Origin of the sequence: Geotalea uraniireducens Rf4 (assembly GCF_000016745.1) — a bacterium.
GTDB classification, from domain to species: domain Bacteria; phylum Desulfobacterota; class Desulfuromonadia; order Geobacterales; family Geobacteraceae; genus Geotalea; species Geotalea uraniireducens.
On record NC_009483.1, the window covers coordinates 3,563,008 to 3,585,737 of the forward strand.

The window sequence follows — 22,730 nt, forward strand, 5'->3', positions numbered from 1 at the left end:
CTCGCACCTCGTTCCTCAATCCTGCCGTTTTACCTCGTTCCTTTATCCTCGCACCTCGTTCCTCAATCCTGCCGTTTTACCGCGTTCCTTTATCCTCGCACCTCGTTCCTCAATCCTGCCTTTACAACCCCGCCGCAACTATCACCCCTGCAGAAAGCGCGAGATTGCCGAGGATGACGGCTATGTCCTTGATTTCACGCATCCAGGCGATTCTTTCAAATTTCTGGGGGACTATGATTGTATCGCCCGGCTCCATGGGAGTGGACATGAACCCGCAAAAGAACAGGTTCTTGAACATTGAAACCTGTTGCCGGCTGATGACCGTTCCGTCCGCACGGACAACATAGGTATCGCTTTCTTCCGCTTCCCTGGTCGAGCCGCCCGCTTTCCCCAGATAAAACTCCACATCTTCACCATCAATCGGGATAAAGCTGGTCGGGTTATAGACCTGGCCGAGGACATTCACTGCGTTCGGCACCTGGGGTACTTCCAGCAGATCCCCCCCCTTGAGTTCCACGTCATAGGGGGAGTCCCTGAACTTGTCGAGTTTATCCATGTTGATCACCAGCCGGCCCTCCGCCTTCGCCGCTTTCAGCAAAGCCACGATTCTTTGCAGGCTTTCCAAGGCTGCCCTGGTAGCCTCCAACTCCTCCTTCGAGGCGGCAACCGAGGCCACTTCCGCTTGCTTTTTCAGGATTTCCTGTTCGGTTTTTGCCACAAGCTCATCCATCCGTTTCTGCTGCAGCTCGCGGATGGACACGCGGGTAAACTTGGCGGCCCGCAGGTATGCCTTGTCGGTAAAGCCGCCGGCCCGCTCGATCAAGGTGCTCAGCTTTTCCCCTTTATAGATCGGGTAGACGCCGGGAAACCGGAATTCTCCCTGGAGGGTGACATATCTCTCCTTTTCTTCGGCCCAGTTCGGAATTTTCCTGATGCTCAACTCGTCAAAGGGGGCAAGCATCAGGTTATCCTTCGGATTGCCTTTGATGGCCTCTTCCAGGTTGATTACGATGGGAAACGACGATACCGCCTCGCCGGTTTGCTTGATGCGGTTTATCTCGGCATTTTTCAGATAAGCGTTGATTTTGGGGTTGCCCGCGACCAAAAGGAGATCACGGACCGTCATATTGGTGAAGAGCCGGTATTCGCCGGGCCGTTGCACCTCCCCGTTTATCCTGATCCTGGGCATTTCCTCCATCTCCCAACGGGAGAATATCTGCACCTTGTCGGACTCCTTCAGTTCCAGGTCATGCTCGGGATCACCCGCAAGCGCCTTGGCAACATTGACGAAGATTTTCTCCGGATGATAATCGGGCGGATAAAGCCGGGTGATTTCTGCGGCATCTTTATAATATTCGGGGAGGAGATTGTCCTGTAGCAACAGCTGGCTCAGGCGCATGCCGGGCTGGAGGGCGTAGTCCCCGGGGCGGAGCACATAACCGTCAAGTCTGACATGGTCCCGCAAGGTTATATCGATGGGGAAGATCTTGACGACATCCAGGTCCTGGATTTTTATGTTCGCCAAGATCTGATCCAGGGATTTACCCCCACCCTTGGGATCGATGTTGAAATCGGCCACCACCTTCTTTTCATGGGCGTCAACCCTGGAAATCTGCACCCTCTGGAGATAACCGGTAGGGAGAAAACCTTCCGCCAGCGCTATCAGATCACCCAGATCCTTCTCTTCTCTGAGCTCATAGATGGCGGGTCTTTTTACGTTTCCGGCGATTCCGGCAACTCTGCCGATAACCGGCACAAAGATGGTATCGCCGGGCTGGAGACGAATGTCCTTACCCTTGTCCCCTTTGAGAAAGAAATCGTAGAGATCGACCGTTTCCACGACCTTCCCCCCCCGTTTAACCTGTATATTCCGCAGGGTGCCGGTTTTCAGCGGTCCTCCTGAGGCACTGAGAGCGTTGATCAGCGTCGAAAGCGGGCTCAGGTTATAATCGCCGGGTGCTTTCACCTCGCCGACCACATACACCTTGATGACCCGCAGTTTCCCCATGGTCACATTCAGGTCGAAATCTTTGAAGATCTTCGACAGATTGGCTTTTAAAAGACCCGGCAGCCGATCGAAGGTAATCCCCCAGACCTTCACGTTCCCCACCCTCGGGAGCACAATTTCTCCGCTCCGGTTGACCTCCAGTTCATGCGTCCCTTCGACGCCTCCCCAGAGATTGAGGATGATCCTGTCCCCCGGGCCGATGACGTAATCGGGACCGACCGGGATGTCGGAGAGCGGGGCGAAACCGGCCGCGGACGGTCTGAAAAAATTGTAACCGAACTGAGTGAGATTTTTTACCTGGTATGGCTGAGGATGGGCAGTTTCTACTGCCGCATCTTCGGCGAAAGCAGCCCTTTCAATGGCGGAAAGCTCCGCCTGATCCGCCTGTTCGCTTTCCACTCCGGCATATTTAGTCTTTTCCACGCCCCCCTCCGGCCTTGTGCCTCCGGTGCTTTTCAGGGGTGAAGTTTCTGTCGGACTCAGGGACGGAGCTGGCGATGCGGTTACCGGTAAAGAAGGGGGGGCTGCGACTGGACTAGATGCTGACGGTAACGCTGATTTTGCAGGAAGGGATTGCGAAAGTCCCTCGGCAGAAACCCGATGGCAATGAAATAACATCAAAATACCCCACATCAGGGCAACAAAAACCAAATTTCCTCTTCTCAAAGGGCCTCTCCCATATCTAGTTATATGTACAGATATCCGTTGGCGGCGGCTTCGGTACGAGCTTTATTTTATTGCCTAGGAGCATCGCTGACCGTTTCATTTGTAAACATATGTTACACATTGTAAATGACAATAGCCGGTCTGTCGAGGCCGGGGATGAAAGAAAATAACGCGAATAAATGCAATAACAGTTTTATCTCAAATTGCAAAAAGTCAAGGCTGCTCCCGAGGAGGCTCTTATTGATTTGGAGGCGTTCCGCAAAGGAAGAGGTGCTGATTCGGGGTTTTTCAAGATGCAAATTTGCTGGCAGTTGTTCCGTGAAGAACCAGGGAGAATACGTGGGAAGCAGAACGCAGAGGCCTGTTCACAGCGGTTGAGAAGAGGAACCGCCGGGGATAAGCCGATATTCAAAGGGGAGCGATGGTTAGCTCCCCTTTGTCGCATGGGTGAGATCCGTTTCCGGATTTTGAGACATGACGCAGCCTGACGATCGCCTGCGTTACAGCCTGAACTGCCCGACCAGCGACTGGAGGGTTTGGGCCAGTTGATTGAGCTGCATGGCGGCGGCTGCAGCGTCCTGGGTCCCCTTGGCCGTGTCGTGGACGATGTCGGTGATTTGGTGCATGCTTCTGCTGATTTCGCTGGTGGTGCTGGTCTGCTCTTCGGCCGCAGTGGCGATCTGGTTGAACTGCCGGTTAAGGGCGTCGATTTGGCGCAGGATGTCCCTGAGCGCATCGCCGGAGCGGTGCGCTTCGCTTGCCCCGGCCTCGACCTCTTCGACCCCCTGTTTGATCGAGATGACCGCCGCATTCGTTTCCTTCTGGATCGTGGCGATCATGTCGGCAATCCTGCGGGTGGCCTTCGTCGTCCGTTCGGCCAGTGCCCTGACCTCGTCGGCCACCACGGCGAATCCGCGTCCCTGATCGCCTGCCCGGGCGGCCTCGACGGCGGCATTCAGTGCCAGCAGGTTGGTCTGGTCGGCAATGTCCTCGATCACCCCGATGATCTCGCCTATCTCGTCGGATCGCTGCCCGAGGCTCTCTACGGTTCTCGCGGCGGCCATGACCTGTTCGGATACACTGTTCATCTTGTTGATGGTCTGCTCGACCACAACGCTGCCGGTCTGGGCAGAATCGGTGGCCTGCCGTGCCTCATCCGCGGCCAACAGGCAGTTCTGGGCGATCTCCGAGGAGGTCAAGGCCATCTCTTCGCTGGCGGTGGCGACCGTCGCCGATTGCTGCGCAACCTTGTCCGCCCCTTCGGCGATCTGGTTCGAGGAACCCTGCACCTGGAGCGCGGCTGCGGCCAACTGGCTGGTGGTGCCGGCAACACGGCTGACAATGGTGTACAGTTTGTCCATGAACAGATTGAACGAAGTGCACATCTCGCCAATCTCGTCCTGCCTGCGGTAATCGAGGCGCCTCGTCAGGTCGCCCTCGCCTTCGGCAATGTCCTTGAGCAGATCGTGCATGCGGTTCAACGGATTGAAGAGCCGGCTGACGGCAAAGGCGCTGATCAGGCAGGCCAGCAGCAGGATGACGGCCACGATGGAGGCGACGACCATCTGCAGGTGGTGATAGGCGGCGAAGAACTCGCTCTTTTTCACCCCAACGTATAGCACCCCGACGATGTCGCCCCGTGCATTGCGGATCGGGTCGTAGGCAGTGAAGTATGGGGCGCCGAGGATCTCGGCCTCACCCCGGTACGGCACACCTTTCTTGAACACCGCCTCGTAGGCCGGCCCGGTCAGCTTGGTGCCGACGGCCCGGCTGCCATCCGGCTTGATGACGTTGGTCGATACCCGTTCGTCACCCATGAATATGGTTGCCGTTCCGCCGCAGAGCTCTTTAAGCCTGTCGGGCAATTCGAAGTTGCCGTTGACGGTGTAGTCGCCGATCTTCAACCTGCCTTCAACGATATCGATATCGTTGCCCTTGTGTTTCAGCAGTTCCCAGAAGGTTTTGATCCTGGCTTCCTGAGAAACCCCGGCTACCCGCTTCAGTTCCTGGCTGAATTTGACGAGACAGGCCGCCGTGACCGCTGCCAAGGCTACGGCGACGATCAGGGCGTTAACGGCAATAAACCTGGTTTTTATCTTCATGGTGGTTACTTCTGCTCCCTTCGACACATATCTTCCAATATGTTAAAAATCGTCCCTATCGAACCGCCATCATGCACTCCACTCCGGCACGTCCAAAACCGCAAACCCATGAATACAGCAACTGCTGTGCCAATAGGGACTTGGCGGCCGGCATCCCCCAGACGACCTGCTTTTAATGATAATCCGACAGAAAATGACAGTGGGCCGGCGCCCCGCTGTCATTGCCATCCTGGTCATTTTGTCCGCCAGAGTATCATTTTGTCGCAATCCTATCAGTCGTTTTTCCATGGAAACGGTCTGTTCCAGGGCGGACATTTCGCGTCCGACGCTTTACAAGGTCGAGAATGGTGATCCATCGGTTGCCATCGGGATCTATGTCCAGGTTCTGCGCGTATTGGGACTGGTTGAAGATTTGTCATCGATAGCCAAAGAAGATGTTCTGAGGCGCCGTTTGCAGGACGAATCACTCCCCCAACGGAAAAGGGCTCCGCGCAAAAAGCCGCCGACGGGAGACAGTGATGGCTAAAGCCAAAGGAGAACAAATATGGGTCTGGCTTGACGACCCGGCGCCGTTTTGGAAAGCATTGGCGGACCACTTCTCAACGCTTATTCACTTTCTTGTGAGTTTGAGAAGCTTGGGATGTTGGAGAAGGGTCTCTTCAGGTCCCCGCCTTGTCCCCGGAACGACATAATTACGCACAGCAAGCTTGAGGTAATCGCATGTCTGAGTCGCCGAGTCAGAACATGCAGGGATCATATCTTCAGTAACGCTGAGGCAGTTGCCCCCGGTAAGATCCAGGATGTCGGAGCAGTTCCGGGCAAAATAGTACACATAATACTTTTCAATGTTGTTGATCCCGCCGGCTGCATAGCTGACAGCGGTGCCCTTCAGCTCGTCACCCGAGATGTTTGCGATCCCCTTCACCATCAAACTGTCATTTACGGACAGACCGACATAGGTCGCATTGTCTGTTTCCGTTCCGAGCGTGCCGACAACCGCATATACCTCCCCATGGTCAAGCGTCAAATTCCCAGGGGCTGCCTGATACGAACTGTCCTGCGAGTCACCGAGGCAGTTCATCCCGATCTCCATGCACGGTTGTCCGATAAAATTGATAGGAGGCTCCTGCAGATTCAAAAAATCGGCAGTTCCCTGATCGGAGCAATCGCCACTGGCACAGGGCTGTCCCCACTTGGCGTTTACTGCCGCTACAAGTTTCGCAAGGTCAGCTCCCAACGATCCTTCATCGATTCCCGTTCTGGTTTCGTACACAACAGGTTGGTAGGTTTGAACCGGCCGCGAAGTTTTCTTTTCTCTCACCCGCAGCACGATGAGAGGCAGGTTTTGCTTCCAGGTATCAGAGGGCGTTCCCAGCCCTCCGCCGTCATTAGGCATGGAATAGCGCATGATCCAGAAAAGATCATCAGCGTGTTCATCCAGCCCTGTTTTTACCGCGGCCAGATTGCCCGCCACAGAAGGAATGGGCTCGGTAAAGATCAAGGAACTGTTCACCGCAATCCGGTTGAGTGATTGCCTGACCGCGCTGTCCATAAACTGATCGGGCGTGATAATAAAGAAACGCTCCTGGTTGAATGCGGCCCCGGACTGCTGCTGGACAACGACATCGTTATTGCTGTTGCTCAGGCTGGCGGCAATCTGAATGCGGTTCTGATTCAGGGGCACTTTGGTGAAAAACGTGTTGAGCATTTCAGGATTATTCACCATGTATTGGTAGGTTGCACTCGTTGTGTCGAATGTTCCTTCCCGGGTGAAGGCGTACGTCTGCAACCCGAAGTAGGCGGCCGGGGGGGGGAGGATACCCAAGATGACGATTGCTTCTCGTGGATCAAGGCGGAATGAGCCGCTGTAGCCCGGATAAAACTGGCCAAATGCCATGTTGGTTGCGGTATCAATATACTCCTCAGGCCAGGGCTGCACGCCAAACATGACGTAGGGCGCTGCAGGGTTATTGCCGTAACAGGTTTTCATCTGTGCGTAAGAATAGGTGCAATCCTCCTCGGTGTATAGTTTGAAATAACCGCGCGTTACCTCATAGCCCTGCGCAGTAAGGTCGGCGATTAGTTGTTGTGCCTGCGCCTCGACAGAGGCGGGAACGCTGTTTTTCGGTGCGGTGCTCGTTGTATCGGATGAACAACCGGCAACAAGAAGAAAGGCGATGAAAGACAACAAAAGAATGAAGATTCTTCCACAGGTAGTCATGGACGTTCCTCCTTTTCCCCACCGCTTCCGCCCCCTTTTCACGGACGGTTTGGCTTTGGTTGGTTGTTGCAGTCGGCGATGCCCTCCCTTCAGCTCTACAAGTGAGCAATGGGTTTCTTCACCAGAAACCATTAACATTTATTTACAATTATAATGCCGGCAGATGATACCGCAATACGGCAATTCCCCCAACGTCATCCCAAACCCACCGCCCTGCCCCCCCTGTCGCCATTACAAATACCCTCCTTGACAGATTCCAGGCTCGGTATAAAGTTGCTCCAATGAACTGAAACATATACTTTGAGTTTTAATCGCATTGTGTGCAAAACGCTCGCAACGGCAAAAAGGAGCTAAGACATGGCAACCATCGACCCTTCCTTGAATTATCACAGCAATACCGAAGAACTCATTGCTTTGGTAAAGGACGCGACAGAGTTGGTCCGCACCAAAGGAGAAGCGGCGTTCAGCGATTTCCGTGTCTCAGGCAGCCGCTGGCACCAGGAAGAGATCTATATCTTTGTGCTGGATCCCCAGGGAAACATGCTGGTCCATCCCGATTCGGCGATGGAAGGCAAGAACGAGATGGAGTTGAAGGACATCAACGGGAAACCCATCATCCGGGGACTCATCGGTGCCGCAACGACCTTCCCCAACAAACCGGAAGGCTGGTACCACTACCAATGGCCTGTTCCAGGCGGGCTTCTTCCCCGATGGAAAAGCAGCTACGTGCGGCTGGTGACTGCTCCGTCCGGCAAGAGCTACGTGGTCGGGAGCGGCATGTACAACGACCGCATGGAAAGGAACTTTGTCGTGGATGCGGTGACCGACGCCATCGGACAGATCGAGAAGAATGGCAGGGCGGCTTTTCAGCTCTTCCATGATCCGACGGGCCCCTTCATCGCAAAGGACGCATATATTTTCGTGTTCGATATGAATGGCGTCGATCTCGTCAACCCGGGCTTTCCGAACCTGGAGGGACGCAATCTTCTGGACCTTAAGGATACCCAGGGCAAGCAGTTGATCCGGGAGATGTTCAAAGTGGTGCAAACGAGCGGTTCCGGCTGGGTCGACTATATGTGGCCCAAGCCGGGAGAAAGCGTCTCCACGCAGAAATCGGCTTATGTGAGCAAAGCGAAGATGGGAGACCAATGGGTGCTGGTGGGTTGCGGTGTCTACCTGGCTGATGCCCCCAAAGCCGTTCAGGCCGGCAAGAAGATGACCGCTCCGGAACTGATGGCCCTCGTTCGGGAAGGGGCGGCGCTCCTGGAGAAGGAGGGGGAGAAGGCCTATCCGGAATTCCGAAGGAAAGGGTCCAGGTGGTTCCATGACGATACCTATTTCTTTGTCTGGACAGCAAACGGGATCAGGACCTTCCATGCTGCGAAGCCCGCGGGCGAAGGCCATGATGCCGGCAACATGACGGATGTTCTGGGAAGGCCCTTCGGGAAAATGGTCCTGGAGGTGGCTTCGAGCCCTTCAGGTGAGGGATGGGTCCATTACATGTACCCCGAGCCTGAGGATATCTTCCCTACCTGGAAGTCCACATTTTTGAAGCGGATCACATTTCCCTCCGGGCAGCAGCACATCATCGGCTGCGGGATCTACAACATGCAGATGGATAAGGCCTTCATCGAGGATGTGGTCGATCATGCCGCTGCTCTTGTCGCAGACCGAGGGAAGGAGGCCTTTGGCCAATTGCGGGACAAGACGAGTCCTTTTGTCTTCATGGACACCTACGTGTTTGTCATCACCCCGGATGGCACCGAGTTGGTGAACCCGGTCTTCCCCAGCTTCGAAGGAAAAAACCTCATCTACCTGAGGGATCTGAAGGGGAATCCGGTGATCCGGGACGAAATAGCCGCTGCCATGAAGGATGGCAGCGCCTGGATCGACCTCTACTGGTACAAGCCCGGACAAAATACGCCTGCGCGCAAGCAGACCTTCGTGCGGAAGGTGCAATCGGGTCAGGATACTTATATCGTCGGCTCGGGCGTTTATATGGAATAAAAAATGTGAAAAGGGGGGCATCTGAAATCAGGGACTGCCCCCCTGCCCTTCCGCTCAATTGGAAGCCCGACCGCCCCCAACGCCGTCCATCAATCGTTCAAAATCTACGCTTCCTTCACTGTTAAATGAATTGCTATCAACCGTCATCTATGATAAAAAGCCTTAATTGTCTAAGATTATGAAGCGATTAAGGTGCGATAAATGATTCAGTATATCTGGCAACGGCCTGAATGGCCAAAGTTCACCTGGGATGATGCCCGGTTGCTGACTCCTCTTGGAGAGTGCCGTTTGTTGCAGGGGAAGCTGCTGACAAAGGTATCCACTCTTGGTTTGGCCCTTGAGCATCAGGCCCAAGCCGAAATATTGGTTGAAGAGGCTGTCAAAACAGCCGCTATCGAAGGCGAACAGCTCGACGTGCGTTCTGTGCGTTCTTCGGTGGCAAGGAGACTTGGACTACCATCGGCGGGACTTCCTGTAGATCGTCGCATAGATGACCTCGTATCGGTATTGCTGGATGCCACGCAAAACTTTGAAAAGCAGCTGACAAAGGAACGGCTGTGGGGCTGGCAGGCCGCCCTCTTCCCTTCCGGCTATTCCGGTATGCACAAGATCAAGGTCGGAGACTGGCGGGATAGCTCGGAACCAATGCGTGTGGTATCGGGTCCCATCGGCAGGGAAAAGATCCATTACGAAGCGCCACCGGCCGGAAAGCTCGATAAAGAAATGGAGCGTTTCTTCTCATGGTGGAAAGAGAGTACGGCCAATGCCGAAGGGATAATCCGCGCAGCCATTGCCCATTTCTGGTTTGTGACCATACATCCGTTTGACGACGGCAACGGACGTATCGCAAGAGTATTGACCGATATGGCGCTGGCACAGGACGACAAGCAGCACAACCGCTACTACAGCCTATCCACACAGATCATGGCCGAGCGGGAGACCTATTACACCATTCTTGAAAACACCCAAAAAGGAAACGGTGACATTACCGACTGGCTGGTATGGTTTCTGGGATGCTTCGCCAGGGCCATCGAACGATCGGAGACAATCCTTGCCGGTGTGTTCATGAGGGCTGAATTCTGGCGAAAGCATGCAGAGGTCACCCTATCCGACCGGCAGAAGAAGGTTATCAATCGAGTTCTTGAGGAAGGACCAAGCGGGTTTGAAGGTGGATTGACGACTCGAAAGTACGCCTCGATCGGCAAGGTGAGCCGGGCAACGGCATTCAGGGAACTGGATCAGCTGGTTGAGCTGGGCATACTGAAAAGAAGTGGCAAGGGGCGAAGTGTCAGTTATGAGTTACCTGCAAACACTCTTTCCGACTGACCCACCTGATAGCGATACATTTTAATTTGCCACAAGGGTATTTTTTCTGCGGCCGACGGGAGTTTTGTCTCTTGCCGACCACTTTTTATAAAGATAATAATGAGAACATGAACATATTCTTGAACCAACAGGAGGATTCCATGGATCTCAACGGACGTACATGTAAAATCATCGCTAAACATAGCGGGATGGCGATTGCCGTTGCCGGAGCCGGTACCGGAGACGGGGCCAAGGTCATTCAATGGCCCTGGAATGGAGGTGACGAACAGGTCTTTCTTTTCACCGACCTGGGAAACAACCATTACCGGATAACCCCCAAACACAGCGGCAGTGCCATTGGCAAAGGGGCCGACTTCATTTTTCAAATCAACGACATCATCCAATGGAGCTGGGCCGACACCGACGATCAGAAATTCAGAATAACGCCGGTCTCGGATGGTTACTTTAAACTGGAAACATACGGCAGACCCGGTAGAGCATTGGCTGTCGGCGGCGCGTCCCAGATCCAGGGCGCCGGTGTGATCGTCTGGGATTGGCTCAATTCCGACGAACAAAAATTTCAGATCATCCCGGTTGACAACCAGCTCCATATTCCCTGGTCTTTTAACCTTCATCCGGAAGATGTCGGACTCTCGGACACGGAAGGGGTCGTCCCCAACCCCGAAATCTATAAGGCAAAAATCGAAGCCGCTTTCAAACTCATAAAGGAACTGGGCGGACGTTTCGTCAGAACCGATTTTTCCTGGAAACGCCTTGCTGACGGCAGTTGCAGGGATGACGTCGTGAAGTTCTATGATCATTTCACGGAAACCGCCCAAGCATACGGCATCGGCATCAACTGCATCCTGTTCCGCTGTCCGGCCCGTCTTGAGAAGGACGGCAATTGGGATGCCTTTGTCGATGAGTTCTCCCAATACTGTCGTTTCGTCGCCGAGAAATGGGGGAACAAAATCAGCACGTATCAGATATGGAACGAGGCCAACCACATCCTGGCAGCCAAGAACCCCATCAAATACTACACCAGGAACGACGCGGCGGATCTCTTCGTCAAAGCGGACAAAGCCCTCCAGGCAGGTGGCGGCGATCACGTCAGCATGATCAACATCATGTGCAATAACGACTGGTCATGGGAAACAACTCTACAGACATGGATTAAACAGATTGATGAACGATGCCACGATCACAGGATCAGGACCATTGGCATCGATCACTATCCCGGTACCTGGACGCTGGGCGACTATGAGGACTGGTGGCCCATGGAAAGAGTCGTCAATATTCTTGAAGGTAAGAACTATAACTGGACCATAGCCGAAACCGGCTTCGCAAGCGGAATCTGGAAAAATGTCGATCTCTGGCATACCCCGGAGGAGCAAAAACGCTGGATGGAAGTCAGCCTGGGAGCACTATATAAGAAATTGCGTTACAACCAAAAATTCAGCGACGGGCTACAGTATATCAATCTCTATCAGCTCTATGACGCCGATCCGAACGAAAAGACGGTTATCGAATCCTGGTCGCCATTCGAGTCGTATTTCGGTGTATGCGATTTCAAGGGTAATCGCAAACCGGCATTCTCCGCCCTGGAAAAAAAGATCGCCGAAGTGCTCTGACAGGCTGCGTTCGGTTAACGCACTTCAATTGGATAGTCGGGGCGGCGTGAGACTTCGTTCGCGCTGCCCCTACTTCCCTCACCGCCATTGAAATGAATTGCCATCAACCGTCATCTATGATAAAAAGCCTTAATTGTCTAAGATTATGAAGCGATTAAGGTGCGATAAATGATTCAGTACATCTGGCAACGGCCTGAATGGCCAAAGTTCACCTGGGATGATGCCCGGTTGCTGACTCCTCTTGGAGAGTGCCGTTTGTTGCAGGGGAAGCTGCTGACAAAGGTATCCACTCTTGGTTTGTCCCTTGAGCATCAGGCCCAGGCTGAAATATTGGTTGAAGAGGCCATCAAAACAGCCGCTATCGAAGGTGAACAGCTCGACGTGCGTTCTGTGCGTTCTTCGGTAGCAAGGAGACTTGGACTACCATCGGCGGGACTTCCTGTAGATCGTCGCATAGATGACCTCGTATCGGTATTGCTGGATGCCACGCAGAACTTTGAAAAGCCGCTGACAAAGGAACGACTGTGGGGCTGGCAAGCCGCCCTCTTCCCTTCCGGCTATTCCGGTATGCACAGGATCAAGGTCGGAGGCTGGCAGGATAGCTCGGAACCAATGCGTGTGGTATCGGGCTCCATCGGCAGGGAAAAAATCCATTACGAAGCGCCACCTGCCAAAATACTTAAAACTGAGATGGAACGTTTCTTCTCATGGTGGAAAGAGAGTACGGCTAATGTCGAAGGGATAATACGCGCAGCCATTGCCCATTTCTGGTTTGTGACCATACATCCGTTTGATGATGGCAACGGACGTATCGCAAGAGTATTGACCGATATGGCGCTGGCACAGGACGACAAGCAGCACAACCGCTACTACAGCCTATCCACACAGATCATGGCCGAGCGGGAGACCTATTACACCATTCTTGAAAACACCCAAAAAGGAAACGGTGACATTACCGACTGGCTGGTATGGTTTCTGGAATGCTTCGCCAGGGCCATCGAACGATCGGAGACAATCCTTGCCGGTGTGTTCATGAGGGCTGAATTCTGGCGAAAGCATGCAGAGGTCACCCTATCCGAACGGTATTTTCAGTCTTGATCGCCGCGAATTCATGCGGCCTTTGCCAAGCCCTCGCACAGCTTTACCGGCCGGGGAGGAAGTCGATGGGATACAAGATCGTCGTCTTCGGCACCCCATCTTTGGCGCCAAAGTTGAACTTTTTGACCCTGTCGACAATCTGGGCGGAGAACTCAGTCGCGTTCATATTGCTAGACTCCACCGCGCAGGCAGAAACCGCCCCGCTCGGTTCGATTGTGATCCGCAGCACCATCTTCCCGCGAAGGGTCGGATTCTTACGCAATTCGGTATTATAGATACGGTAGAGCGCAGCCTTGTAACGATCGAATAGAATCTGAATCTCTTCGTCGGTTCGGCCCGGACGAGCCCCAGAGCTAAGTGGCTTGGCCTCCTTCGCCCCCGGGCCTGCGATCGCACTCTTAACTTGCGTAAAGCCAGCGCCCGCGCGGCCAAGTCGAGCATCGTTGCCCCCGCCGCTGCCGACATTCCGACCCAGTCCGGCGCCATTGCCGATCCCGCCGCTGCCGACGTTCCGACTGACTGCGCCATTGCCGCCACCGCCGCCGGGTCCTCCACCCCCCTGCATCGCCACCAGGGAACGGCTCGCCAGGGCCTGCCCCGCCGTTTGGGTAGCAGGGTTGCTCAGACGGGCTTCGGTCCCAAGTCTGGCAACCGGAGTCTCATCAATAAGATCCTTGAAACTCTCCTTGAACGCCAGGACCCCTGTGTTTTGAGCTTTTTTGGGTGCGGCCGTCTGTTCAGCCGGGGCCGCTTTGGGGCGTTCCTGTGCCTTGGCCGTTTCCTTTTTCTCTTCTTTTATCCCTTCCGTTTTCGCTTCTTTTTTCTGTTCTTTCGATTTTTTCACCAGCTCCGGCTTCTTGTGTTCCTGTCTGACCATCATCGCCAGCCGTTCCGGGATCTGGGCAACTACCGGACGGACCGGCACCGGCACGGTCACCAGGCGGATGATAATACTAAGGAGCAAGCTGAGGAGCATCGCCGTGCGCAGGGCGCGGCGGTAGCGCCGATCGCTCTCGTCATCATGACTCCAAGGCATGACCGGCTGATGCGAAACCGGGGAAAGCTCACGTTCGATGGCAAATTCTTCCTCGCGCCTCTCGTCGCGAGCATGCGCATTGTCAATTTCATCGTACAGACAGTCGAGTTCTCCGAGGCATCGGTTCGCCTGCGCCTTGAGATTCGCCTGTGTTTCCAGCGTGCCGCGGATTTCCTCGTCGAAGCTGGCGATGCGACTCCGCAGCCGTGCGATATGTCCGGCGGGATCCTTGATCTCCGGCAATCCTTCCCAGAAGAGTTGACCAGCTTCCAGTTCGCCGAGTCGGTCGAGGACGTTGCAGGCACCCCGCAGGGCGTCGAAACGAAGCCGGTCGTCAGAAGAGGTTTCAAGCTCTGCCTCTACCGCCTGCAACTCGCACTCGAGCTCCGCAAGCCTTCCCCGGACCTGCTCGATCTGAGCGTTCAGCGGCGCCAATTCCTGCTCTAGTAATGATGTATTCACAGTATACCCGCTAGCCGTGCGCCGCCTTCTGGATGACGGCAAGTGAAATCTTCCCGTATCCAGAAGCCGTGCAGGTTGTCATTATTTTCTTGAGCACTTTGAATGGAATCGTTTTATCAGCCAGGAGAGTGATTTCCCTGGTTTCGGTTGCAGAAACCGTGTTGGTGCTTGTCTCGTTGTTCATGCTGCGCTGAATCTGCGCCAGCCGCTCCGTTACTTCATGAACCGTCCCGATGCGGTCATCAAAAAGGTCGGCGGTCCTCATCACCGGTTCCCCCTGAACCAGTACTGCTTCGGGAGTGACCGAGATCGCCACCGTTCCCCTCGGCTTGGTCTCGACGACGGACTGGGGGAGAGCGAGCCGCTGTTCCGGCATATCACCGTTGAATGAGTGAAAAAGCAGAAAGAACACCAGAACGGAAAGAACATCCAACATGGGTATCAGATTCAGACTTGCATGACGGCGTTTGTTATTACGCTCCATCCGTTTCATACGTCTGCTTTCTCTCATGGCGCGTCTCCTATGGATATTTTCGGGAAGAGAGCGACTTTCTCGACCTCTCTGCTCCCTTCTGCCCGCACTCCGGCGCCGCGAACCGTATCCATGACCTGGATAAGATGATCGTATTCCACCTTCGGCTCCATCAGAACTGTCGCGTCTTCCTTCTCCGGATACCGGGCTTTCAGACGAAGGAGGATTTCGGACAGTTTCTTGAGATCGTATGCACCGTCTTTCTTGGGAATCGCGGCCTCCACGGACCTCCCGTTGGCAATTTCCAGTCCCGAGTTGCGGACAATCACCTCGATGGCAAAATTCGGCCTGTTGGAAACAGATCCGCCGGCGCTGGTAGGGACACTCAAGTCCATGATGGTAATACTCGTAAAGACGGCAGTGATGAGCAGAAAAACCACCAGAACGGTAAAAACATCCATCATCGGTGTCAGGTTCAGGAGCTCCATGATATCCGTCTCGAGTGACTCTTTCTTTCTCCATTTACGTCTGGCCATGATCGGCTCCTGTCAGTATTGGCGCTTCGTGAAAGTCGAGATAGTGTTCAGCGCCTTTACCGACACCATCTCGAGGCTGTTCACAATCTGCCCCGTGGTTGTCGTCAGGCGGGCATGGAGCAGCAGAAGCGGGATCGCGGTCATCAGACCGAACGCCGTGCAGTTCATGGCCTCCGAAATGCTGGCCGCGAGCAGGGCGGCCTTTTCAGCGGGGCTCGCATTGGCGACCGCGGCGAAGGCCGTGATAAGACCCATAATAGTGCCGAGCAGTCCGAACAGTGTGGCGATATTCGAGAGCAGCGCCAGGTAAGGTGTCCGCTTTTCCAGTTGAGGAACTATCTCCATCATGCTCTCTTCCATGGCGATTTCGATGTCTTCCCGCCGTCTGACCGCCCCCTGGCGCGCCAACCCCATCGCCAGCATCTGCGAGAGGGCCGATTTGTCCTCGTTGACCATTTCCCTGGCCTTATCGAAATCCCCCTCGACCAGCACCGGATGCACCTCGTCCCATATCCTGCTGTTTTCCGCCTTAACGCGCTTCAGATGAATCCAGCGCTCGACCGCAATGGCGATGCCGACCGCAAGCACGAGTAGAATAGGGAACATGAAGAACCCGCCCATCTGAAAAAAACTTACTATACCGTACATCATCTGCCTCCTTCACTGATTGACCCTCTTGGGTCGTATGATCCGCAGAATGCGGTGGTTTGATTCTACTTTGTCAGATTATCGAAACCACGACTGTAACCCCTCCTGTCCTCCCCTTAATTAAGGGGAGGAACGCGTTAAAGGAGCTCCCCCTCTTAAGATAAGAGGGGGGAGGGGGGAGTTATGAGGTTAATTGTCACTTCAAGTTTTAGGAGCCTCCTCCCGGTGCGGAGGTTTTGCTGCCGACGCTTACCTGGTAGAAATCCAGCTCCCGCAAAAAAACGTCCCGATCCACCGGCAGATCGTGCTCATTCAACGTTCTGTTCAGGTTCGTCTCTGCGCCCAGCTCGGAACTTTTCCAAGGAACGATAAAAAGCGACATTGGTGCTTCATTGTTGCCGAGAACCGACATACCCTTGACCGTCTTGGCATCTGGGTCACCGGATACAGTGGATGCAGTATCCTCCGCCACAACCATGGCGGCCGAAAGCAGAACCAAACAGAGACTGAAAACCAACTTTCGATACATAGGTTCCTCCGTATAGCGCGATCCACTCCATGCTTAGTGCACGGACAATCCGTTCCCCATACCGGCTGATGCCGTTGGCCTGCGGGTCTGCAAATCAGCAAGCCATAACTTCACCTGCTGGTCCTTGGGCATCGCTTGGCCATAGATCTCATAATGTTCAACGGCACAAGCCAAATCTTTCAGATACAGGTCGCAAAGGATTGCGAGATTTTTGTGTATCGGATGATATTCGGGAAAAGCAGCGAGCGATTTTTCATAAATCAGCCGGCTTTCGGCAAAACGCCCGGCTTTACGCAACATCAGTCCGTATTCATTGCTCGCCACCGGATGCACGGGAATCAATTCCAGGGCTTTTTTCAGATGCTGCTCGGCCTGTTCCGGCTTGTTTATCTGTCTGTAAGCAATCGCGAGATTGATGTGGGGCGCGGTCATTTCCGGCGACTGGGCGATCACTTTTTCCAGCAATTCGATCGCCTTGTCAAACTTCGCTTCCTTGATCATGGCGCTCGCCTGATCAAAGTCTGCACGCAACTGCGCATCCATGCCGGACGGTTCCGTAATCAGAAATCCTTCACGCCCATCGGTGAAGTGCACCACAGAGGGTCCCGCCGGCAGGGAGGGAGACGGTTCTGCTGCCGCGGCCGCCGCGGCGGGCGTGGGTTCAGCCGGCTCCACCTTGGCCTTGCCCGCGGTGGCGCATCCTACGAGCAGCGAGAGGCCTATCGCCAACAGCAGGTAACCGGCAATCGTTGCCATGCAGGAACAAGTCCCCTGCTCTCTTTCCCTCGTTGCATCATTTTTTGGCGCGTTTTCCATGTTTTTTCCCCTTGGCCCGCGGCGAAACCGCTGCGGCCTGTTTGGAGGTTGCCTTCTTCTGTGGCACTGCTTCCGTCGGTTTTTCCCCCTGAGCTGCAGGAGAAGGGTCTGCAGCAGGCGCCTCCACCCTGACAGCCGGTGCAGCAGGTGCAGCAGGTGCAGCCTGCGGCGCCGGCGGTGCCTGCCTTTCAATCTCAAACGAGTAGGTTTCAAGCGAGGCGACGATTTCCGTGGGAACTTCCGGCTTGTCGTAGCGGGCGGGCACGAGCCTGGCCAGTCTTTCCAGGCTCCTGTCGATCCAGGGGTTGTAGATACCCATGGAGATCAGTTCGAGATTCTTCTCGTGGATCTGGATGGCCTTTTCCTCGAAGGGATACGCCTGTTCCTCGATGGCCAGTTCGTACTCTTGCGTTTCCTGGGCATTCAGGCCGTCCGGACGCTCGGACTCCGTCAGGGCTTTGCTGAAGTGTGCGTAAATCTCCGCAAGATAGAACGTCGCCGCGGCCGTGACCTCACCGACTTCATACTCCACGAGTTTATTGAATGCCTGGGTTGTCACCTTCATCAACTCTTTCTTTTTTCGCAGGTTGGCTTCGAAGGGTTTTACGAGCCGGACTTCTGTGAACCGGTCATAGGTCTGCTCGGCAAACACCAGCGCGGCCTTCCCTCCCAGGTATCGGGTCCGCGGGGTACGCGCCTGCCCGGCCGCTGCATCGATCGCAACGATCTCATTAAGCTCGTCCAGATAATTTTTCTGATCGTTCTCCGCCTTAAGGATTTCAGCGATCTTGTTGCGCATTTCCAGATTAACCTCGACCGGTTGCGGGAATGAGCCGACAAATCGGCGGTATACTGCGAGGGCCTGCTTGCTGTTCCCCGTCTGCTGATGCAGTTCCGCCGCAAGCATGAGAGCCCCTCTCCTCACCTCCTCATCCTTGAATTCCCTCTCTACGCGTTCATATTCATCAGCCGCGAGGGAAAGCTTCCCGTCTTCCTTGTAGACATAGGCAATCTTCCTGGTGACTTCCGGCTGCAGCTGATGGCCGGGGAAGAGATCCCGAAATCCCACCAGGACAGTAGCCGCCATTTTCCAGTCCTTGAGCTGGATCAGGGCGGCAGCGGCATCGTACTCGGCATTAACCCGGATCTTCGATGTGGAAGCCATGCGGCCAACACGCAGGAAATGGTCTGCAGCGGCCCGATAATCCTTGAGGGCATTGGCTTGCTCCCCCTGCTTGTAAATCGATGCAGCAAGATTGTCCATGAAGCTTGCCCGGCTTTTGTCTTCTGCGGGAAGCAGAGCCAGGACCTTCACATAGGCGGCCTCGCCCTCGGCATAGCGCTTGAGGTCGTAACAGGAATGGCCGACGACGATCCAGGCCGACTTCAGGACCTCCTGGTCTGCACCCGGGAAGACCTCGATGAGCTTGCGCGCGGCAGCGAGCCCCTGCTCGTAATCCTTCATGTCGTACAGGTCGTCCGCGGCCGCCCCAAGGACGATCGCGGCCTTCTCGTGTTTCGGGTAGGTCTCTGCAAATTTGAGCGAACTGCGCACGGTCTCGCGCTTGACTTTGTCTTTCTCCTCTGGCACAGCGGTGCGTAGCTGTTCCCGATAGGCATAAATGGCGGCATAGCCGGCAGCGGACGACTTTTCGTGGCTCGGATAGCCGTAGGCCGTCTTTTCATATTCCAGCGCAGCCCTGGCGAAGGAGCGGTTTTCAAGCAGCAGGTCGGCCAGTTGGTAATTTATCGCCGGCGATTCGGCATCCTTCGGGAAGGAGACCAGGAACTCCTCGTACCAGTGCATTGCCTCCTGGAAGTTCTCCCCCTTTTCCTTGGCGTGCTCCGGATCCTGGTAAAGCGAGTGATAGTGATGGGCGAGGTCGGTGAAGTTGGTCTTCAGAAAACCGAGGACCTCGGGACGCGCGCCCGGATCGAAATGTTTCCAGTATTCGGCCTTCAGGCCGTAATTCCTGGCAAACTGCTTCTTTGCATCGATAACGACGCTGGGGAAGCCTCCGGCCATCTGGATTTCGATGACGCGCATGTGGAACTGCGGAGAAACCAGGTGGAAGGGGTTGCGGGTGACGAAGGCGTTGTAAGCGGCCGCGGCATCGCTGTACCGGCGTTTATCGAAATAGAATTCACCGAGATTGCTGTAGATGCGGTCCTCATAGCTGCGCTTGCCGTTGGTATCAAAGTATTCCATCACGGAGTCGGCACCGCGAAGGTACGAGAAGCTCTGGCTGATGACCCGGAAGGCGTCGTCTACACGCTTGCGTTCAAGATCGTCTTTCGTCTGGGCAAAGTCGTATCCGGTGGCAACCTTCCGATCCAGCAGCGCGATGAATCGCTGCAGCCCCTCCTCGTAGAGCTCCTGCTTGTAGAAGGTCCAGCCGAGCTTGTACAGGGCGAGCTCGTAGTATGGGGAACCGGCACCCATGTCCACGATGCTCTTGTACGCTGCTTCCGCATCGAGATACCGCTTGCGGGTAAAGAAGAATTCGGCCCGCCGGAACCGCACCTCGTCGATGTAGGGTGAATGCGGGAAGTCGCGGACCAGCCGGTCCATGACCCCCATGGCATCCTCCGTCTGCCCCAGTTCCTCGTAGGCGCGGGACATCTGGTACAGAACCTGGTCGTTGCCCGGGTACAGCGGGTATTTGTCCAGCAGCTTTTTGTAGAGCGCGATCGCCTCCCGAGTCCCTGCTCTTTCGAGATCTTCGGTACCGGCTTCGGGAAGCCCGCCCGATTTTCCTCCCTTGGCGGTAAGCTGCGGACTCTGGGTCGTTCTTTTTTCAAAATCCGCCTGCGACTCGGTCAGGGGAGATTGCGGATCGGTCCCCCTCACCCGGCCAATCCATCTCTCTATCTCTCTCCCGAAGGGAGAGAGAACTCCTTGCCCTCTCCCTCTGGGAGAGGGATTGGGTGAGGGTAGGGCCACCCTCTCCCACGCCGGGGAGAGGGTTTCTCCCCTCGCCCCTTGTGGACCCACAGGGCCTGAAGGAGAAGGGGCGGGGGTGAAGGGTTGGGTTGCCGCAAGGGCAGTCAGGTAACCGTATTCCCTCTCGATCTTCAGGTCGGCAAGACGACGGATCGCCGCGGGAGTCAGCGCCGATTCGGGCGTTTCTTTCAGAAAGCGCTGGTAACTCTCCATAGCTTTCTCGAGCCCGCCTTCGATCGCCTCTTCCTTGATCTCGATCTGCATGTTCCGCAACTGGGCAATCGTCTCCCTGCTACCGCCCGTTTGACAGGCAGCAAGGATCGCCGGAATTGCAAAGACTAAAAGTCGGATTCGCTTCATTTGCCAACACTCTTTTCAGTCTGGGTCTTGGTGGCACGGTCATAACTATCCGCTATGGCAAAACGCGCGGTAATCTGGAACTGTTCCAGCCGCTCGCGGCGCTTGGTCAGTTCATTTGCGGCCATAGTTTCAAGCATATTCCCCTGACGTACCATCAGGACCTTCACTTTTTCCTGAGCCGACGCAATCAGATTACGTTGGCGGCGGATCACATCGTCATAGCCTTCATAGCTTTGGGTGGCGGCCTGGCGGGTACGGACAAAAGCGTTGTACTGTTTCTTCAACCGGTCCACCACTTGGTTCAAATCATGCAGGTCCTTGTATGCATCCGTAAGGCGCTGGTCATATTCCGTGGAGATGTTCCAGATGAGCACCCCCCGCAAATGGCTTATCCGGTCCTTGATTTCATCGGGTGCCGTCCCACCGTTCGAAACCAGAGCCTGTTCCAGACGTCCAATTTTTTCCGTGGCAATCCGTTCCTCCGCAGTAGCCAGGTAATCGGGCCGCGGCGCTACCAGCATGGCATTGAGACGTTTCTGGACCCGATCCCGTTGCTCCAGACGCAGACGCATTTGCGAGTCAAGCTGCCTGAATGCACGGTGAATCTCGGGAAGCAACGGCTGGTAATACGTTCGACGTTGCTGGATGATATCCTCAAATGCATCCAGATCCCTTTCCCATCCAGCAAGCTTCTTTTGCAGTTCATTCAGGTCAAGGTAGTTCTTGAGGGAGTCCTGAAAATCATGGGAAGCCATTAATTCGAGCAGGTAATAGGTTTCGGGCGCTTCCGGCAGATTGCGCAGCTTGACAACCCAGTCGGAGTCCTGTTTCAACTCTTCTCGCGCCAGGGCCTGAAGAAATTTCCCTTCCCGGACAGACTTGATAGACGCACCGAGTTTGTCGACTTCCTTGCCGAAGGACTCCAGAGCTTTGCCGTACAGCACTGCCGCCCGCCCATAGATGTTTAGTTTCCCGTAGGCATACGGCACGGCGAGCAGGGCTTCCTGAACCGCGGGATCAGTGACCTCGCGCTCCGCCAGGAGGCTCCAGGGAACGAGTGCTCTTTCGAACAGACCTCGAGAGGCATCTGCCCAGCCCGAACCCAGGAGTGCCCGATTAGAGAAAGGTCCGCTTAAACGCACCCGCTCAAGGACCAGCTTGGCATTTTCACCAGCATTTTCATCCAGCAGCTTGTAGCCGAGGACCAAGTTCGACTTGTCCTTGATTGCCAACGTGGACGGGCTATTGCTGAGGATTTGCCCGGTACGGTCAAGTGACTTCCGCCCATCCTGCTCCTTCCCATCTTTTAACAATGCGATCCCGAGGTTGTAGCTGGCAAACCCTTCAAGGCTCTTGGCATTTTGCAGGTCTTTAAAAATGCGTGCGGCCTCAACGAACCGGCCGTTCGCCATAAAGATTTGCCCACGCAAGAATCCCAGGTCGTCGCGAATCCTTGCGGGAACCGTCCCGCGAATACGTTCCAAGGCATGGAGGGCATTTTCCGGTTGGGCTTTCTGGAAGTAGAGCCGTGCCAACCGATAAATCGCTTCATTACGCACGGACTCCTCGACGTTCCCCTCTATGACCGCGGTGATGGCGCGCCCGGCCCGGAGATGCATCCGATAGCCCAGTTCAAAATCCCCCACATCAAATTCCGCTTCGTTGATGTGGTAATAGAGCGAGTCGAGCGCGGGTTCATCGAGCCCGTAGTGCTGCCCAAGCTCGGTGTCAAGCCGGGCGATGGATTGAAACCAATCCCCCTGAAAGGCGTGATAGAGCGCCTCTCCGAAGTAGACATCCTTCAGGCCATTGGAAGGGGTGGTACTGGCTGCCATGGAAAGGGTCGTGGACAGCAGACAAACCAGTATGAGAATCAACCTGGACATGGA

At 55.1% G+C, this 22,730-nt stretch carries 16 protein-coding genes; 5 read left to right on the forward strand and 11 right to left on the reverse strand.

Annotated features, from left to right (window positions below):
- Positions 1 to 121: 121 nt before the first annotated feature.
- Together GURA_RS15585 and GURA_RS15595 are read right to left on the reverse strand one after the other, a co-directional pair.
- Positions 122 to 2,431: an SLBB domain-containing protein gene (locus GURA_RS15585; protein WP_232278923.1), complete on the reverse strand. Its 2,310-nt coding sequence runs from the start codon at positions 2,429 to 2,431 to the stop codon at positions 122 to 124.
- A gap of 743 nt (positions 2,432 to 3,174) precedes the next feature.
- Positions 3,175 to 4,776: a methyl-accepting chemotaxis protein gene (locus GURA_RS15595; protein WP_011939901.1), complete on the reverse strand. Its 1,602-nt coding sequence runs from the start codon at positions 4,774 to 4,776 to the stop codon at positions 3,175 to 3,177.
- A gap of 193 nt (positions 4,777 to 4,969) precedes the next feature.
- On the opposite strand from GURA_RS15595, the gene GURA_RS15600 reads away from it, so the two are divergent.
- Positions 4,970 to 5,302, forward strand: coding sequence for a helix-turn-helix domain-containing protein (locus GURA_RS15600; RefSeq protein ID WP_232278925.1), 333 nt, complete (start codon positions 4,970 to 4,972; stop codon positions 5,300 to 5,302).
- An 84-nt stretch (positions 5,303 to 5,386) separates the two neighbouring features.
- On the opposite strand, the gene GURA_RS15605 is transcribed toward GURA_RS15600, so the two are convergent.
- On the reverse strand, positions 5,387 to 6,997 hold the full coding sequence (locus GURA_RS15605) for a hypothetical protein (protein ID WP_011939903.1): 1,611 nt from the start codon (positions 6,995 to 6,997) through the stop codon (positions 5,387 to 5,389).
- Positions 6,998 to 7,354: 357 nt separating this feature from the next.
- Here GURA_RS15605 and GURA_RS22985 point away from each other — a divergent pair, with 357 nt between their 5' ends.
- From GURA_RS22985 to GURA_RS15625, 4 genes are all read left to right on the forward strand, one after another.
- Positions 7,355 to 9,004: a cache domain-containing protein gene (locus GURA_RS22985; protein ID WP_011939904.1), complete on the forward strand. Its 1,650-nt coding sequence runs from the start codon at positions 7,355 to 7,357 to the stop codon at positions 9,002 to 9,004.
- 201 nt (positions 9,005 to 9,205) lie between these two features.
- Positions 9,206 to 10,330 carry a Fic family protein gene (locus tag GURA_RS15615; protein ID WP_011939905.1) on the forward strand — a complete coding sequence of 375 codons (1,125 nt, stop codon included), beginning with the start codon at positions 9,206 to 9,208 and terminating at the stop codon, positions 10,328 to 10,330.
- A 140-nt stretch (positions 10,331 to 10,470) separates the two neighbouring features.
- Positions 10,471 to 11,940, forward strand: a complete 1,470-nt coding sequence (locus tag GURA_RS15620; protein WP_011939906.1) for an RICIN domain-containing protein — start codon at positions 10,471 to 10,473, stop codon at positions 11,938 to 11,940.
- 168 nt (positions 11,941 to 12,108) lie between these two features.
- Complete coding sequence (locus tag GURA_RS15625; protein WP_011939907.1) at positions 12,109 to 13,038, forward strand: Fic family protein; 930 nt, start codon at positions 12,109 to 12,111, stop codon at positions 13,036 to 13,038.
- A gap of 43 nt (positions 13,039 to 13,081) precedes the next feature.
- On the opposite strand, the gene GURA_RS15630 is transcribed toward GURA_RS15625, so the two are convergent.
- From GURA_RS15630 to GURA_RS15665, 8 genes are all read right to left on the reverse strand, one after another.
- Positions 13,082 to 14,536, reverse strand: coding sequence for an AgmX/PglI C-terminal domain-containing protein (locus GURA_RS15630; RefSeq protein ID WP_011939908.1), 1,455 nt, complete (start codon positions 14,534 to 14,536; stop codon positions 13,082 to 13,084).
- Between the two features lie 10 nt (positions 14,537 to 14,546).
- Complete coding sequence (locus GURA_RS15635; RefSeq protein WP_011939909.1) at positions 14,547 to 15,047, reverse strand: ExbD/TolR family protein; 501 nt, start codon at positions 15,045 to 15,047, stop codon at positions 14,547 to 14,549.
- Positions 15,044 to 15,544: an ExbD/TolR family protein gene (locus GURA_RS15640; RefSeq protein WP_011939910.1), complete on the reverse strand. Its 501-nt coding sequence runs from the start codon at positions 15,542 to 15,544 to the stop codon at positions 15,044 to 15,046. Before GURA_RS15640 ends, GURA_RS15635 begins: the two co-directional genes overlap by 4 nt.
- Positions 15,545 to 15,556: 12 nt before the next feature.
- Positions 15,557 to 16,195: a MotA/TolQ/ExbB proton channel family protein gene (locus GURA_RS15645; RefSeq protein WP_232278926.1), complete on the reverse strand. Its 639-nt coding sequence runs from the start codon at positions 16,193 to 16,195 to the stop codon at positions 15,557 to 15,559.
- A 205-nt stretch (positions 16,196 to 16,400) separates the two neighbouring features.
- Positions 16,401 to 16,721, reverse strand: coding sequence for a hypothetical protein (locus GURA_RS15650; RefSeq protein ID WP_011939912.1), 321 nt, complete (start codon positions 16,719 to 16,721; stop codon positions 16,401 to 16,403).
- A 33-nt stretch (positions 16,722 to 16,754) separates the two neighbouring features.
- A complete protein-coding gene (locus tag GURA_RS15655; RefSeq protein ID WP_157046227.1) occupies positions 16,755 to 17,537 on the reverse strand; it encodes a tetratricopeptide repeat protein in 783 nt (260 codons plus the stop codon).
- Positions 17,515 to 20,841, reverse strand: coding sequence for a tetratricopeptide repeat protein (locus tag GURA_RS15660; protein ID WP_011939914.1), 3,327 nt, complete (start codon positions 20,839 to 20,841; stop codon positions 17,515 to 17,517). The genes GURA_RS15655 and GURA_RS15660 overlap by 23 nt, the downstream gene beginning before the upstream one ends.
- A complete protein-coding gene (locus tag GURA_RS15665) occupies positions 20,838 to 22,727 on the reverse strand; it encodes a tetratricopeptide repeat protein (protein ID WP_011939915.1) in 1,890 nt (629 codons plus the stop codon). Before GURA_RS15665 ends, GURA_RS15660 begins: the two co-directional genes overlap by 4 nt.
- Positions 22,728 to 22,730 lie beyond the last annotated feature (3 nt).